This window comes from Marinifilum flexuosum (assembly GCF_003610555.1).
GTDB classification, from domain to species: domain Bacteria; phylum Bacteroidota; class Bacteroidia; order Bacteroidales; family Marinifilaceae; genus Marinifilum; species Marinifilum flexuosum.
On the sequence record NZ_RAPQ01000008.1, the window covers coordinates 264,386 to 279,761 of the forward strand.

The 15,376-nt window shown below is 36.3% G+C and carries 16 protein-coding genes; 11 read left to right on the forward strand and 5 right to left on the reverse strand.

Annotated elements, in window-relative coordinates; genetic code table 11:
* Positions 1 to 258: 258 nt before the first annotated feature.
* The 3 genes from BXY64_RS01195 to BXY64_RS01205 all read left to right on the forward strand — a co-directional run bounded on the left by BXY64_RS01195 (position 259) and on the right by BXY64_RS01205 (position 3,690).
* Positions 259 to 708, forward strand: a complete 450-nt coding sequence (locus BXY64_RS01195) for a dCMP deaminase family protein (protein WP_245996567.1) — start codon at positions 259 to 261, stop codon at positions 706 to 708.
* A gap of 16 nt (positions 709 to 724) precedes the next feature.
* Complete coding sequence (locus BXY64_RS01200; protein WP_120238167.1) at positions 725 to 2,326, forward strand: S41 family peptidase; 1,602 nt, start codon at positions 725 to 727, stop codon at positions 2,324 to 2,326.
* Between the two features lie 503 nt (positions 2,327 to 2,829).
* Positions 2,830 to 3,690 (forward strand): Spy/CpxP family protein refolding chaperone, encoded by an 861-nt coding sequence (locus tag BXY64_RS01205; RefSeq protein WP_120238168.1) that lies wholly within the window; start codon positions 2,830 to 2,832, stop codon positions 3,688 to 3,690.
* A 142-nt stretch (positions 3,691 to 3,832) separates the two neighbouring features.
* On the opposite strand, the gene hemN is transcribed toward BXY64_RS01205, so the two are convergent.
* A complete protein-coding gene (gene hemN, locus BXY64_RS01210; protein ID WP_245996569.1) occupies positions 3,833 to 5,221 on the reverse strand; it encodes an oxygen-independent coproporphyrinogen III oxidase in 1,389 nt (462 codons plus the stop codon).
* Positions 5,222 to 5,328: 107 nt separating this feature from the next.
* Between hemN and BXY64_RS01215 the strand changes: the two genes are divergently transcribed.
* Genes BXY64_RS01215 through BXY64_RS01225 form a run of 3 tightly spaced genes read left to right on the forward strand, consistent with a single transcriptional unit; the run spans position 5,329 to position 7,663 of the window.
* Positions 5,329 to 6,057, forward strand: a complete 729-nt coding sequence (locus tag BXY64_RS01215) for a DUF169 domain-containing protein (RefSeq protein ID WP_120238169.1) — start codon at positions 5,329 to 5,331, stop codon at positions 6,055 to 6,057.
* Positions 6,058 to 6,067: 10 nt separating this feature from the next.
* Positions 6,068 to 7,141: a butyrate kinase gene (gene buk, locus BXY64_RS01220; RefSeq protein WP_120238170.1), complete on the forward strand. Its 1,074-nt coding sequence runs from the start codon at positions 6,068 to 6,070 to the stop codon at positions 7,139 to 7,141.
* 24 nt (positions 7,142 to 7,165) lie between these two features.
* Positions 7,166 to 7,663, forward strand: coding sequence for a YqiA/YcfP family alpha/beta fold hydrolase (locus tag BXY64_RS01225; protein WP_120238171.1), 498 nt, complete (start codon positions 7,166 to 7,168; stop codon positions 7,661 to 7,663).
* A gap of 49 nt (positions 7,664 to 7,712) precedes the next feature.
* Here BXY64_RS01225 and trpS read toward each other — a convergent pair whose 3' ends face one another.
* The gene (trpS, locus tag BXY64_RS01230; protein WP_120238172.1) at positions 7,713 to 8,702 is read right to left on the reverse strand and encodes a tryptophan--tRNA ligase; all 990 of its coding nucleotides are present in this window, start codon (positions 8,700 to 8,702) and stop codon (positions 7,713 to 7,715) included.
* 156 nt (positions 8,703 to 8,858) lie between these two features.
* Positions 8,859 to 9,302, reverse strand: a complete 444-nt coding sequence (locus BXY64_RS01235; protein WP_120238173.1) for a YqaA family protein — start codon at positions 9,300 to 9,302, stop codon at positions 8,859 to 8,861.
* A gap of 157 nt (positions 9,303 to 9,459) precedes the next feature.
* Between BXY64_RS01235 and rbfA the strand changes: the two genes are divergently transcribed.
* The 4 genes from rbfA to BXY64_RS01255 all read left to right on the forward strand — a co-directional run bounded on the left by rbfA (position 9,460) and on the right by BXY64_RS01255 (position 12,431).
* Complete coding sequence (rbfA, locus tag BXY64_RS01240; protein ID WP_054715409.1) at positions 9,460 to 9,795, forward strand: 30S ribosome-binding factor RbfA; 336 nt, start codon at positions 9,460 to 9,462, stop codon at positions 9,793 to 9,795.
* Positions 9,796 to 9,810: 15 nt separating this feature from the next.
* Positions 9,811 to 11,025: an ABC transporter permease gene (locus BXY64_RS01245; RefSeq protein WP_211334386.1), complete on the forward strand. Its 1,215-nt coding sequence runs from the start codon at positions 9,811 to 9,813 to the stop codon at positions 11,023 to 11,025.
* A gap of 78 nt (positions 11,026 to 11,103) precedes the next feature.
* A complete protein-coding gene (locus tag BXY64_RS01250; protein WP_147375845.1) occupies positions 11,104 to 11,778 on the forward strand; it encodes a hypothetical protein in 675 nt (224 codons plus the stop codon).
* Positions 11,778 to 12,431, forward strand: a complete 654-nt coding sequence (locus BXY64_RS01255) for a hypothetical protein (protein ID WP_120238176.1) — start codon at positions 11,778 to 11,780, stop codon at positions 12,429 to 12,431. The genes BXY64_RS01250 and BXY64_RS01255 overlap by 1 nt, the downstream gene beginning before the upstream one ends.
* Positions 12,432 to 12,521: 90 nt before the next feature.
* Here the strand turns inward: BXY64_RS01255 and dusB are convergent, their stop codons facing one another.
* Positions 12,522 to 13,517, reverse strand: coding sequence for a tRNA dihydrouridine synthase DusB (gene dusB, locus BXY64_RS01260; protein ID WP_120238177.1), 996 nt, complete (start codon positions 13,515 to 13,517; stop codon positions 12,522 to 12,524).
* Between the two features lie 187 nt (positions 13,518 to 13,704).
* On the opposite strand from dusB, the gene BXY64_RS01265 reads away from it, so the two are divergent.
* On the forward strand, positions 13,705 to 14,625 hold the full coding sequence (locus tag BXY64_RS01265) for a CPBP family intramembrane glutamic endopeptidase (RefSeq protein ID WP_120238178.1): 921 nt from the start codon (positions 13,705 to 13,707) through the stop codon (positions 14,623 to 14,625).
* Here BXY64_RS01265 and BXY64_RS01270 read toward each other — a convergent pair.
* A complete protein-coding gene (locus BXY64_RS01270; RefSeq protein ID WP_120238179.1) occupies positions 14,587 to 15,351 on the reverse strand; it encodes a hypothetical protein in 765 nt (254 codons plus the stop codon). The two genes, BXY64_RS01265 and BXY64_RS01270, sit on opposite strands and share 39 nt — an antisense overlap.
* Between the last annotated feature and the right edge of the window lie 25 nt (positions 15,352 to 15,376).

Sequence of the window (15,376 nt, forward strand, 5' to 3'; positions counted from 1 at the left end):
GTATTTAGTTTGTTAGGGATTTGAAGGGTAAATACACAAATTAAAAGCTAAAACATGCAACTCTACCTATCCAGTTGTGATTGACACATTGCACTAAAAATAGATAAAAAATTGACAAATAGACAATAATTGAAGACAAATGTATTTTATTTTGCTGTCAATCAATTATGGTAAGTTGCAAGGATTCCTAAAATATCAGAATGAACTACCAATATATTTTTATACATTTGTTAGAATTACATAATATGGATTGAAAATATGATGAATAAAGAATCGGTGAGTGTACGAAGTAAGCAAGATAAGTTAGACAGAAGATATTTGAGAATGGCTTTGGTGTGGGCTGAAAATTCATATTGTAAAAGAAGACAGGTGGGAGCTTTAATCGTAAAAGATAAGATGATCATCTCTGACGGTTACAATGGAACACCTTCTGGCTTTGAAAATGTATGTGAGGATGACAACTTTAAGACCAAACCTTACGTACTACATGCAGAAGCCAATGCTATTACCAAAGTTGCAAAATCAGGTAACAGTAGTGAAAATGCTACTTTATATGTTACCGCTTCCCCTTGTATTGAGTGTGCAAAGTTGATTATTCAAGCCGGAATTGTTCGAGTTATCTATTCTGAAGAGTATCATAGTACTGACGGAATTGATTTATTAATGAGAGCTGGTATTGAAACAAAGTATATCAATCTGAACGAATAGAATTAAAACAAAATACATGAGTTACAACAATAAAAGAAGTGCAATATTCCTACCAATTCTAATCACCTTAGCCATTGTAGTTGGTATGTTTATTAACTCCCTGTTTCAAGGAAACAGTAAAGGAGAATCAACAATTTTCCAGTTGCCTAAGGCAGGAAGTAAGTTGGAGGTGGTGTTGGATATGGTTGAATCGGATTATGTAGATACAATTAGTTCGGCAGATTTGGTAGAGCAGGCAATTCCTGCACTACTGAAAGATCTCGATCCACATACCGTATACATTCCAGCTAAGGATTTACAACGGGTGAATGAAGATTTAAAAGGAAATTTTGGTGGAATTGGTGTTCAGTTTATTCGTTACCAGGATACTGTAGCAATTGTACGAGTTATACCAGGCGGACCATCAGAATTGGCAGGCATTAAGGCTGGTGACAGATTGGTTACCGTTAATGATACTTCCATTGTTGGTAAAGAACTTAAAGATAATGACATCATAAGTAGGTTAAAAGGACCAAAAGGTACTCCGGTAAAAGTTGGTGTTTATCGCAGAAGTAGCAATGAAACTTTAGAAATGGAATTGTTGAGAGGATCAATACCAGTTCCAAGTGTTGATGTTGCCTACATGATTAATGATGAAGTTGGATACATTAAAGTGAGCCGTTTTGCAGCAACAACTTATTTCGAGTTTTCTGAAGGATTAGAGAGGTTAAAGTCTGAAGGAGTGAAGAAGCTGATTGTGGATCTTCGAGGAAATACTGGAGGTTATTTGTCTGAGGCTACCAACATGATTAACGAATTCCTTTCCGAAAATAAAATGATGGTTTATACCGAAGGTAAATCACAACCAAGAACCGATTACAAATCAAATGGAAATGGTAGATTTCAGGACTTGCCGGTTATCGTGTTGATTGATGAGGTTTCGGCTTCGGCAAGTGAAATTTTTGCAGGTGCAATACAGGATAACGACAGGGGTAAAATTGTAGGACGCCGTTCGTTTGGTAAAGGTTTGGTACAAGAGCAAAGACGATTGCCTGATGGTTCGGCATTGCGTTTAACAGTTGCTCGTTACTACACGCCAACAGGCCGATGTATTCAGAAACCATACAACAATGGCAAAGAAGAGTATTACAATGATTTGAACCTTAGATTTATTCATGGAGAGTTTGAGAAAAAAGATTCCATCCATTTTAATGATTCATTAAAATTTACAACTCCAGGCGGAAATACCGTTTACGGAGGTGGTGGTATCATGCCAGATGTTTTCATTCCTGTTGATACTTCGGGCTACTCAAATTATTTCCGTGATTTGAGAAGAAAAGGCATCATCTACCAATACGCATTCTCTTTTGTAGATCAGTACAGAGAGCAAATGCAAGGTTTAAAAACTCACAAGGATGTATTAAATTTTGTGAAGGACAAAGCCATTATTAAGAACTTGGTAGCTTACGCTGATAAAAAGGGAGTAAAACCAGATTCGAAAGGATTAAGACAATCACGTAAAGTGATAGAAACGCAATTGAAAGCTTATATTGCTCGCGATTTAATTGATGATATTGGATTTTATCCAATCATTAGGGAACTGGATAAAACCTTAATAGAAGCCGAAACTCAATTTTAGAATAAGGTTTTCATACAAAATAGAAGAAGAGACTTGCTGCATGGTGAGTCTCTTTTTTTGTTGTCATTAAAGTATTTCTAAAACAGATAACGGTACGCTGTACCTTTGTTTTTTATATTGAAATTACCTATAAATATTATGGTGCTCCGCACCTTAGTGATGATCTACTTTTATTTGTGAGAAAAGCAGCAGAGCTGCGTAAGATTTATAGGCTTATCATTTGAGTTTCTTTAGTAGGTGCAGCGCACCGTAACCTTTATTACAGGTGGTATTTTCATATGCTTAAATTTTCATATTTAAGCCACATGATAATTTTAATCATCTCCCTGTGTGAGAATTTAGACGATTAAATTTACATGCTCGTTTCATCTAATCAAGAAATTTTCCATTTCAAAAAAAATTAAAGCCAATTAAACCTTCCAACTTTTCAAAAGTCAAAGAACCGAATTCGATTTTAAAAAGCGCTGAAATTTAGTAAATGAGAACATTAAAATTTTAGATATATGAAACGATCAGTTATAGTTGGAATGATTTGCATGTTTGTGGTGGCTGGAATGTCGAACCTATATGCACAACAAAATAGAGGAGAACGCGGACAAAGAAACGTACAATGCCAAAAAGGTGAGCGTTGTAATCTTAGCGATGCACAAAAAGAACAAATGAAAGAGGCGCGTACCAAGTACGCAAAGCAAACTCTTGATATCAAGAATGAATTAAACGAGTTACAGGCAAAGCAGCAAACTTTGGTTTCGGCTGAAAAACCAAATCAATCGCAAGTTTATGCCAATATCGATAAAATGACTGCATTAAAGAAGGAGTTGCACCTTCAGAAATTAGATATGCGAATGGAAATGCGTTCGTTTTTAACTGAGGAGCAATTGTTGCGTGCCGATGCCCGACCAAATCACCGAAAGGGAATGAAACAAGGCCGTGGAGGAAAGAAAGGAATGGCACAGGGCAGAATGCATGGGAAACGTGGACATGGACAAATGCAAGGCAAAAGAGGCATGGGAGCACAAAAAGGCATGCAAGCTGGCAAAGGAAAACGAAACATGTTGGACTTGAGCGATGATCAGCAGGCAAAAATGAAAGAATTGCGTTTGGCTCAAATGAAGGATACCAAATCTTTACGCGATGAGGCCGAAGAGCTAAGATTGAAGCAAAGAAACTTAATGACGGATGAAAATCCGGATAAAAAAGTATTGGTTGCCAATGTAAATCGCTTGGCGGATATTCAAAACACTTTGGCAAAAAAGAAATTCGACCATAAAATGGAAGTTCGCCAAATTCTTGATGAAGATCAGTTGGTAATATTTATGAGTAGAGCAGGCAAAGGTTTTCATAGAGGCCACGGCAGGTGGTAACACTGGATATAATTAGGTTAGGAGAGGTTCTAAAAAAGAACCTCTTTTTTTATGAAAGCCTTGAAATTAGGTTATAAAAAAGTCCAACTACATAGATGTAATTGGACTGATTAATTATTTTGTATCTGTGAGAGTTAACCCTTTAAATCGCTTTCGAAAACATTTTATCGCCACCTTTTTGCGAGTAGCGCAGTTTGTTGTCGAATGGTTTGGCAATGTTTCTCAGGAAAATCATGCCTAAATCGGTAACGATTAGTTTTTCTTCGTCCAGTTCAATAATTCCTTCTTCTTTCATTACTTTTAGTTCTTCGGTAATGTTTTCAGGTAGGTATTTTTTTAATTCATCGGTAAAGAACAACTCACGACGACAAGTAATGTCTAAAATGGCACGTTTTACGGTCAAATCTTCATCCGTAAGGAAATAACCTTTCACCAAATCCAATTCTCCTTTTTCGCAGGCTGCTTGGTACAAATGAATTTCTTTTGGGTTTTGCGCATAAGCATACTTGGCATCAGAAATAGATGATGCACCCAAACCAATCAGTAATTCGGTGTGGGAAGTATTGTATCCCATAAAGTTTCGGTGCAGGCGCTTTTCTTCCCTGGCCACAAACAATTCGTCGTGCGGCAATGAGAAGTGATCCATACCTATATCGCTGTAGTTGAGTTCAGCCAATTTTTCTTTTCCCAAATCGTATAAAGCACGCTTGGCTGCACTATCGGGAATATCGGCATCGGTAAACATGCGCTGGCCTTTGGTTTTCCATGGTACATGAGCATACGAATAGTAGGCAATTCTATCTGGTTTCAGTTCCGAAACTTTCTCAAAAGTATCGCGAACCGATGAAATTTGTTGTTTTGGCAATCCGTAAATCAAATCGAAATTCACCGATTGGTAGCCAATTTCTCTGGCAGCTTCGGTAACTTCTTTTACAATTTCGAAACTTTGTTTGCGGTTAATGACACGCTGTACTTCAGGGTCGAAATCTTGAACTCCAAAGCTTACTCTTCTGAAACCAACATCATACAAAGCTTTCAAATGCTCTCTTGTAGTATTGTTTGGATGCCCTTCGAAACTGAATTCATAATTCTCATGCAAAATGGCATTTTCCTTAATGCCGTTGATCAGTTTCTTAAGGTTTTCCGGACTGAAGAAAGTGGGGGTACCACCACCCAGGTGCAATTCCCGAAGAATTGGCTTTTCGCCAAAAGTATTAAGGTATATTTTCCACTCCTGAAGCAGAGCATCAATATATTTGTCTTCAACTCCATGATCTCGAGTAATCACTTTTGTGCAAGCACAATAAGTACACAAGCGTTCGCAATAGGGCAAATGCACATAAATACTAATTCCTTTTGTTGAATTCGATTCATCAAAAGTGCGTTTAACTACTTTTAACCAGTCTTTTGTGTCTGGTTTATCATCACCCCAAAATGGTACTGTTGGATAACTGGTGTATCGTGGTACGGGAACGTTGTACTTTTCGATTAAGAGCTCTTTGTTCATGAAAAATTCTTTTGCCTTATTCATACAAAGATATCTTTTTTTACCAATTTATTTTATTGGAATTAATTGTTCTTGCGTGATGAACTTGAGATCAAAATTGATATTTTTATAAGAGCCTAAAATCAACTGCAATGAATATCAATGTAAAAGAAAGTTTTATTGAAAAGTTTGGGAAGTATTTTGGGGAAGAAACCGATCTTCCCATTGCCTTTTGGTATGGTAATGATCTCTTGCAGGAGGAAGAGATACGACCGAAAAACTGGATGTGTATTATTGGGCAGTTAAACAGGATAAGAAAAGGGGAGAGTTTAAGCTTCTCTGCTGATTCGGTAAGCTGTGGGGGAGGTAAAACCTATTGTGGTTTTTCAGAATTTATGCCAGGTTTGGCTGATTTTCTCTCTATCGGAAAGGAAAGATATCTTCAGAATCCTGAAATTGCCCAAAAAGTGATCAATCAGTTTCCTGTGTATAATGCTCCTGCCAAATACATCAGTTTTAAAAGGTGGGATCAATTATTGGAAGAGGATGAGCCCGAAGTGATAATCTTTTTTGCCAAACCGGATGTTTTGTCGGGTTTGTTTACTTTATCGAACTATGATCAAAGTGAATTGCAGAGTACAATTGTACCTTTTTCTTCAGGTTGTGGCTCAATTATTACTTTCCCGTACCAAGAGAGCCAAAAAGAAAATCCAAAAGCCATCCTTGGAATGTTTGATGTTTCTGCACGTCCTTATGTGCCTGCCAATACTTTGAGTTTGGCGATTCCAATGAAAAAAATGCTTGATATGATTGCCAATATGGACGAGAGTTTTTTGGCAACTGATGAGTGGACCAAAGTGAAAAACAGAATAAGCAGATAATTATAGAATTATGAATTCAAATGAAATAGTGGTTGTGATTAACCCGGGATCAACTTCAACCAAAATAGCACTTTACAACCGGGTAGGATTGGTAGAAGATTTTGTAGCGAGACATTTACAAAAAGATCTGGATCGGTATAATCGTGTCACCGATCAGTTCGAATACCGATTTGAAATGTTAAAAGACTGTTTGAATGGTATGCTGAATGGCAAGGGCTATTCGGTTGTTGGTATTGTTGGTAGAGGTGGAATTGTAAAGCCATTGGAAGGGGGAACTTATCGAATTAGTAATGAGTTTTTAGAAGATGCACGAACTGGAAAATATGGAGATCATGCATCGAATTTGGGAAGTTTGTTGGCAAATAAATTGGCCAAACATCATGGATTAGATGAAAGTTATACGGTTGATCCGGTTTCGGCTGGAAATATTATTGATAAGGCGCAAATTTCGGGTGTTCCAGGCATTGAAAGAAATCGTAGAGGACATCCCTTAAATATGAAAATGACCGCCAGAAAAATTGCCGATCGGCAAGGCATTGCCTACGAAGATGCCAAGTATGTAATTGCACACCTTGGAGGAGGAATATCCATAGCTTCGGTTGAAGGAGGAAAAATTACCGACGTAAATGATGCTTTGATGGGAATGGGGCCATTTTCTCCGAACCGTGCAGGTGCAATTCCTACACGTGGTATTATGGATTTGTGCTACTCAAAACCACGAAAAGAAGTGGAAACACTATTAAGTAAAAACAGTGGATTAAAAGCATATTTGGGTGTTGATGATTTGCGTGATGTTTTTAAATTGATTGAAGCAGGAAATGAAAAAGCTCGCTTGGTTTATGATGCTTTTGTGTACCAGATTGCCAAGGAAATTGGGGCTTACCATACTGCTATGAAATGTAAAGCCAATGGAATTATTATTACTGGCGGAATTGCCTATTCCGACCGTTTTATTGCAGATTTAAAGGATTATGTTGGTTGTTTAACGGAATTCTTTGTATATCCTGGTGAAAATGAAATGGAAGCACTGGCTGAAGGGGCATTCCGTGTAATTGATGGCAAAGAACTGGCATTGGAATATTAGAAAAACTTAAAGTAGAAGCTTAAAATGAAAGTTGTTTTTTCACATGGTAAAGAAAGTGGCCCTTGGGGAACGAAAATAAAGAGATTAAGCGAAATAGCTAAACGAAAAGGATTCGAGGTGGATAGTTTGGATTATCGTGCCTATTCAAATCCCGATGATCGGGTAAATCAACTCTTAAACTATTTAAAAGGTGAGGAGAAGGATTTTATATTGGTTGGCTCAAGTATGGGCGGATATGTTTCTTTGGTAGCTTCGGAGAAAATTAATTCGAAAGCCATATTTCTGATGGCTCCAGCTTTATATTTAGAAGGATATGCAAAACAGGAATACTCACTTAATGGCAAGCATATTCATATTGTTCACGGAAAATCGGATGAAATTATACCTTACGAACATTCGGTTCGATATGCCAAAGAGTCGAAATGTACGTTGCATTTAATAGAAGGTGATCATAGACTGAATTCATCTTTGGAGAAAGTAGAAAGTATTTTTGAAAATTTTCTGGAAAAAGTTTTAGAATAAAAAATGCCAGCTTATTGTAAGCTGGCATTTTCTTTTAAATATATTGAGTTTAGAATTTTCTAAAACCAATTAATCTGCGAACTTCTTCAAGAGTTTTAGATGCACTTTCGCGTGCTTTTTCCGCTCCCAATTTGGTTACTTTGTGCAAGTATGCATCGTCTTGCATGATATCCAAAATGCGTTCGCGAATTGGGCTTGTAAAGTTGATAATATCTTCAGCCAACTGCTTTTTCATATCGCCATAGCGAATTTCACAATTGTTGTACTTGTCGTTAAAGAAATCGTAAGTATCCTTTTCAGAAACGATATCCATTAATGTAAACAAGTTCTGGATTGGTTCAGGTTTTTCCTGGTTCATTTCTGTTGGACCACTATCTGAAACCGCTTTCATTACTTTTTTACGGATATCTTTTGGATCATCAACCAAGCAGATTGCATTACCTTCCGACTTACCCATTTTACCTGATCCATCTAATCCCGGAACTTTAATAAACTCACCTGTGTACGAATAAGCTTGAGGAATTGGGAAGGTTTCTTCACCATAAATGTTGTTGAATCGGCGTGCAAATTTACGAGCCATCTCCAGGTTTTGCTCCTGATCTTTTCCTACGGGAACCTGATTTGCCTTGTGGATAATAATATCCGTAGCCATCAAAACAGGGTAGGTTAGCAAACCAGCATTTACATTTTCTGGTTGCTTACGAGCTTTATCTTTAAAAGAAGTTGTTCTTTCCAACTCTCCCAAGTATGCATTCATGTTCATCAACAAATACAATTCAGGAATTTCCGGCACATCACTTTGTACGTAAACCGTTGCTTTTTCAGGATCAATTCCACAAGCCAGGTATTCTGCCAATACGCGTTTTACGTTGATGTGAAGATCTGCAGGAGTTGGGTGTGTAGTCAGGGAATGCCAATCAGCAATAAAGAAAAAGCAATTGTTATCGTTTTGCATTTGCACAAAGTTCTTCACTGCTCCGAAGTAATTTCCCAGGTGTAAGTTACCTGTAGATCGAATTCCACTTACTACTGTCTTCATCATTCAATTCATTAATCGCTCAAATATGAGCTGTTTATACTTAAAAATTTTAGTTCGACAAAATTATGAAACCTATCCGATAAATAAAATAGTATTAGATAATTCTATTGTTATTGAGTATTTAAATTTGATTTCTGAGATTTGATGTTTGGGATTTCATGACAAAGCTTGTAATGTTAGCCAAGCCCAAACTACATATCTACAAACTTTTCCAGCCGCCATAAACAGGGCCATCCAGTACGGATTTGTTCGTAATAATCCCAATCCAATAGGAATTAAATCACCTATAAATGGTAGAAAAGCAAAAAAAGCGAATGCATTTCCTTTGCTTCTGAGAAACTCTTTGGATTTAATCGCCTTGTCAGGTTTAATTTTCAACCATTTTTCAATTCTCTCCAATTTGCCCAAATATCCCAGGTAATACCCTGTTAATCCGCCCAACCAATTGCCTAAGCTTGCAATAGCTACAGTCAAGCTGATATCAAAACCAGAATAAACACAAAGACTAAGAATTGCCTCTGAGCTAAAGGGGAGAATGGTTGCAGCCAAAAAACTTGCCAGGAACAATCCCCAATATCCATATTCTATCCATTCAGCCATGCTGCAAATGTATAAAAAGCAAATGCTTTCCTATCGAACTCAGCTTTTAACTTTTCAATTCTTGGACTTTTGTACTTTTTTAACCTTTCGACTTTTCGACTCTTCAAAACTTTTCAAGACTTTATTATATCTTTGTATAAAATTTAGAAAAATACATATGGAGACCACAAGACAAAGCAAAGTTTCAAGATTATTACAAAAGGATTTAGGATTGATTTTTCAGCAGGAAGGACGAAATCTATTTGGAGGAAAAATGATATCGGTTACTACTGTAAGAATTAGCCCTGATTTGGGACTTGCAAAGGTGTACCTTAGTATTTTTCCATCAGACAAGTCGGAAGAAACACTTGAGGTGGTTAGAATGAACACCAAGAACATCCGTAGAATTCTAGGAACTAAAGTTGGTAAACAATTAAGAGTAGTTCCTGAATTGGCTTTTTACATTGATGATTCTTTGGATTATATCGAGAATATCGACAACTTATTGTCATAAACTCTTCCGCTGAATTTGAATTTACCTTTTCACATAGCCAGGCGATACCTGTTTTCAAAGAAAAAACAGAATGTTATCAATATCATTTCACTAATTTCAGTAGTTGGTGTTATGGTTGGTACCATGGCTTTGGTAATTGTGTTGTCGGCCTTTAATGGCTTAAATCAATTTATCGATCAGCAGTTTAGTTGTTTCGATCCCGATTTAAAAATACTTCCTGCAAAAGGCAAAACATTTGTTCCCGATTCAATTTTTGGAGAAATTAAAAACATGGAGCAGGTAGTATTCTTTTCCGAAGTTTTGGAAGAAAATGCGCTTCTCAAATATGGCAATCGTCAACGTCCTGCAATTGTAAAAGGAGTTGATGAAAACTTTAGCCTGATGACTGGCATTGATACCATGATGACAGATGGGAACTTTGTGTTGGATACAAATAAGTATCAGTTTGCCGTGTTGGGATATGGAGTTGCATTTGATTTGGGTGTAGGCTTAACTTTTGTAGATCCCATTAAGTTTTATGTGCCTAAGCGCAATGCTAAAGTTGGACACAATCCTATGAATGCCTTTAATACTGAGATTATATGGCCATCGGGATTTTTTCAGGTTCAACCCGATTTTGACACTCAATATACCTTGGTTCCATTAAGTTTTGCACGTAAACTATTCAGTTATCAAAACGAAGTAAGTGCCATAGAACTAGGAATAAATGATTCTGCAGATATTGATGAGGTGAAATCTGAAATACAGGAAATGCTTGGTGATGATTTCCAGGTAAAGAATCGTTACGAATTGCATGATGTCATTTATAAAATGATGAAGACAGAAAAGGCCGCAGTTTTCTTCATTTTAGCATTTATCTTGGTAATTGCCTCCTTTAATATCATCGGTTCATTAACCATGTTGATATTGGATAAAAAAGAGGATGTTAGCACATTAAGAAGTTTGGGTGCAAATGAGCAGACCATTAGACAATTGTTTCTAATCGAAGGTTGTTTGATTTCTTTCTCAGGTGCGCTATTAGGTGTAGTTCTGGGCATCATAGTTTGTTATTTGCAAATTAAATTTGGATTCGTAAAGTTGGCTGCCGGAAGTTTCTTTATGAACTCTTATCCGGTAAATGTGCATCTTTCTGATATTTTTATCATCTTTATAACGGTTGTATTAATTGGGTACTTCGCATCGCGTTTTCCTGTACAATACATTACCAAAAGATACTTGCAGTTTAACTGATAAGTATTTCCCACTACCGATTAATGAATAGAAATCAAGTTGATTTCTAATAGCGATAACTTATTAAAAATTACAGAAATGAAGAAGATTTTCGTATTCTGCATGCTGGCATTTGGAATTTCAATCATAGCAAGTGCGCAGCAAACAGCTTTAACTTCCGATGGAAAAGTGGTTATTCTCTATGACAATGGAACCTGGACTTATGCTGATGTGAAACTTCCAAATACAAAGGAGGTTCAAAAGAAAGCTGGCGAAGTTAGCGTGCCAACAAATGTACCTGTTGTAGATAATTCTCCTGTTAGTTTGAAAGATGGTGTTGTTGAAAAAATGGCATTTATTGAAGGTCCGAGTAAAAAACTTTCGAAATATTTTAAGCATAAAAATATTGTTCGTTGCAATTTTACCTTAACATCGAAAGATGGAAAAGCCATATTGAAAACAGAATGGAAAGTCATGAATGGTGAAGCCTATTCCTATTTTGGCTTCATTAATGATGAAAGTATGATTAGCCTGGAATTAATAGGAGGCAAAAAAATAGATTTGCTTTATACTAAAGATTTCGAGCCTAAAGAATATGAAAAATATGGTTTTTCTACTTACACTGCAGAATTGGAATTAAGTAAGGAACAAATACGTTTGCTAAGAAACTCTATCGTGTATAAAGCATATATGACCTGGAGCAGAAGAACAGAAGAATACAAGGTTATTGCGCCTTCATATTTTATAAAATCATTACCTCAAATCATTGAATAATGAAGAACTTATTGCTTGTTTTAACACTTCTTTTTTGTGGTATGAACTTGGTTGAGGCACAAATTAGAATGAAAACTCCTGAAGGGAAGTATGTTCTGCTATTTAATAATGGTACATGGAAATATGAGGAAAAGATAAAACTGGAAGAGATAAAAGATATTGTGTCACTTCAAGCTGAAGAAATAGTGACAAAAGAAATTAATTTGAAGGATACTCTTCTTGAAGAACATGTTGTAATTAAGGGGGAAAGTGTTAAAATCGCCAAGTTTAAAGATGACTTGAATACTGTAAAATGTGATTTTCAAATCCTATCAAAGGACAATAAGGTGGTATTAAAAACCAGTTGGAAGTTAATGGATGAAGAAGGTTTTCGATTTTTTGGTTTTATTACAAAGAAATCATTTCTCTCTTTTGAATTATCCAACGGTGAGATTGTAATTTTACCGTACAATGGCTCTTTTGAACCCAAAGAGTATATCAAATACGGATTCACAACCTATTCTGCAGAATTAGAATTAAATCATGATCAAATTAGAAAATTACAGAAGGGATATATTCTGAACTCAAGTATGAAGTGGACAAGGAGAACAGAAACGTACAATGTTATAAATCCGGACTACTTTATTAAAGAGCTGCCTAAAATATTAAAATAAATGTTTGCTTAAGAGGGCAAAAGAATAACGAAAAAACGCAAAGATGAGATGTCTTTGCGTTTTTTGTATCTATTTCGGATATCATATTCTTTAATCTTCTTCAATCTGTAATTCTCCCCATTCAGAAGCAATTTTATTCAGAATAAGCATCAAATCATCGTAATGATCCGCACGAAGCATATCGATACGAGTTTGCTTAAAATTGTACAAACTTTTAAACATGCCGGCCATATGTCTACGCATGTGTAAGATTCCTCTTCTTTCATCAATCCAGTCAATAGCAGCATCGATTTGCTCTTTTAGCATATCAACCTGTTGAGCCACGGTTGCAGGAGGAAGCAATTCTCCGGTTTTCAGATAGTGTTTCACATCTCTAAAAATCCATGGTTTTCCAACGGCAGCACGTCCAATCATAATGGCATCAACCCCATATTTTTCGAATGCTTCTTTGGCTTTTACAGGATTTGTAATGTCACCATTCCCAATAATTGGAATATGCATTCTTGGATTATTTTTTACCTCGCCAATTAAAGTCCAATCGGCTTCACCTTTATACATCTGGCAACGAGTTCTTCCGTGAATGGTAAGGCCTGCAATTCCAACATCCTGAAGTTGCTCTGCAAGCTCAACAATAATTTTTGAATCAGCATCCCAACCCAACCTGGTTTTAACCGTTACCGGAATATCTACCGCTTTTACAACTTCTTCGGTAATTTTTAAGAGTTGTGGGACGTTTCGAAGCATTCCTGATCCTGCACCTTTACCAGCAACCTTTCTTACCGGACAACCAAAGTTCAAGTCAAGAAAATCAGGTTTGGCTTCCTCAACAATTTTGGCAGCTTCAACCATTGGATCAACCTCTTTTCCGTAAATCTGAATGGCTACAGGACGCTCTTCTTCCAGTATGGTAAGCTTTTTCATGGTTCTGTTTACCGAGCGAATCAATGCATCGGATGAGATAAACTCCGTATACATTAAATCGGCACCATAACGCTTACACAACACTCTAAATGGAGGATTGGTAACATCTTCCATTGGAGCCAATAAAACTGGCTGTTTTCCTAAGTCCAAATTTCCTATCTTCACTTCAGCTTCTTTTATATTCGGTAAAAATCAGTGCACAAAGATATAATAAAGTCTTGAACAGTCTAATAGTCGAATAGTCAAACAGTATTATGCATGATTTGAATTTTATGTACGAACTGATTTTAGATTTTAAATTTGATAATTGCCTTTTGTTGCTATTTTTGTGTTTCAACCTAAAAAAAGAATCATGTTAAAAGGATCTTTGAGTCATCATAGCCCATTTACCCATTTGATAGTTAGTTTGCTTGCAGTAGTTGTATCATTCCTGTTAGCTATGTTTGTAGGTACTGTATTGGCACTGGTGTTTTTCGATATTAACATCTTTACAGATTTACAAGCCATTGATATTAACAGTGATTCGGTAAACCTTTCGGTTTTAAAGTTTTATCAATCGGTTTATTCAATTGGGATGTTTATAATTCCTCCTTTTATTGTTGCTTTTTTGGTTAGTAAGAAGGTTCGTGAATACTTGTATTTAGCAGAAGGTACCAATATTTCAAAAGTACTGTTGGCAACATTTATTATCATTTTTTCATTGCCCATGATTAATCTTTTGGCACAGCTGAATTCCCATTTAAGTTTACCAGAATTCATGTCGGGTATTGAAACCTGGATGAAAAATAGTGAGGAACAAGCAAAAATTGTAACCGAGAAGTTTTTGGTTATGAATTCGACTTCTGACTTACTTGTAAATCTTGTGGTTATTGCATTAATTCCTGCAATTGGAGAAGAGCTTTTATTTCGTGGGGTTTTACAGGGAATTTTTGGAAAACTTACCAATAATATTCATTGGGGAATTATCATTACAGCATTCTTATTTGCAGCACTCCATATGCAATTTTACGGATTATTACCACGGATGGCAATGGGAATACTTTTTGGATATTTATTAATTTGGTCAAGAAGTTTATGGGTGCCAATAATCGCACACCTGGTAAACAATGGAATGGCTGTTATTACCAAATATTATATCGGTAAAGGAAATATTCCTGAAGAAATTGAGACCATAGGAGCCAACGAAAATTATTGGTTTACAGGTCTAGTTTCTGTGGCAATTGTTCTACTGTTGTTACGAGTTTTCAGAAGCATCTGTAAAAGGAAGGCTTAGAGAAGCTTTCTTGGCCTGTTTAACTTGTTCTAACTTTTCACGTTCACCTTTTCGCCAAACATATACAACACCGTATTCTGAACATTTTGCACGTTTCTCTTCATCCGTTAGCGATCCAAACTTTTTCTCTACCTGATTCCAAAGATCAAGAATTAATTTATCAGCATCTTCTCTAAATTCGGAAACTTTTTCGGAGAAGCGATGGGTGTTATTCTGAAGTGTTTTTTGGTAATTGAATGCTTGTTTAAAGTTTTCGCAATTCACACGTACCAAAGCAATGGAAGGACTGTAAATTGGGTTTCCACCCATTCTTGTTCTTTCCTGCTCACCTTTAACCAATTTTTCTCCCCACTCAATTACTTTCGAATCTTTTAATAGGGATGGAGTGGCTTTCGAATTTTTGCGAATGCTGTAAAATTCACGTACCTCAGGTTTCATTTCACCTCGAATGATGCAAAAGTTTAAAACTTGTATAAAATGAGATACATACAAGCGAGCTTTTCTTAATTTCTCGTTGTACTCTTTGCTTTTACTCGATTGTTGACTTAGTGCTTGTCTGTGATTTCTTATTGCAAGCTCATAATGAGGTAAAAAGGTTTCAATTCTTTGGTATAATGAGTATGAAAAAGCCAGGTCAAAACGATTGACTCTCATACTAATACTTAAGGCAGCTTTAAGGGCACGTACTCGTGCCGAGTCGGTATTTGGTAATCGGCGGTAAGGCATTAATTAAATTGGTTTAAGCAATATT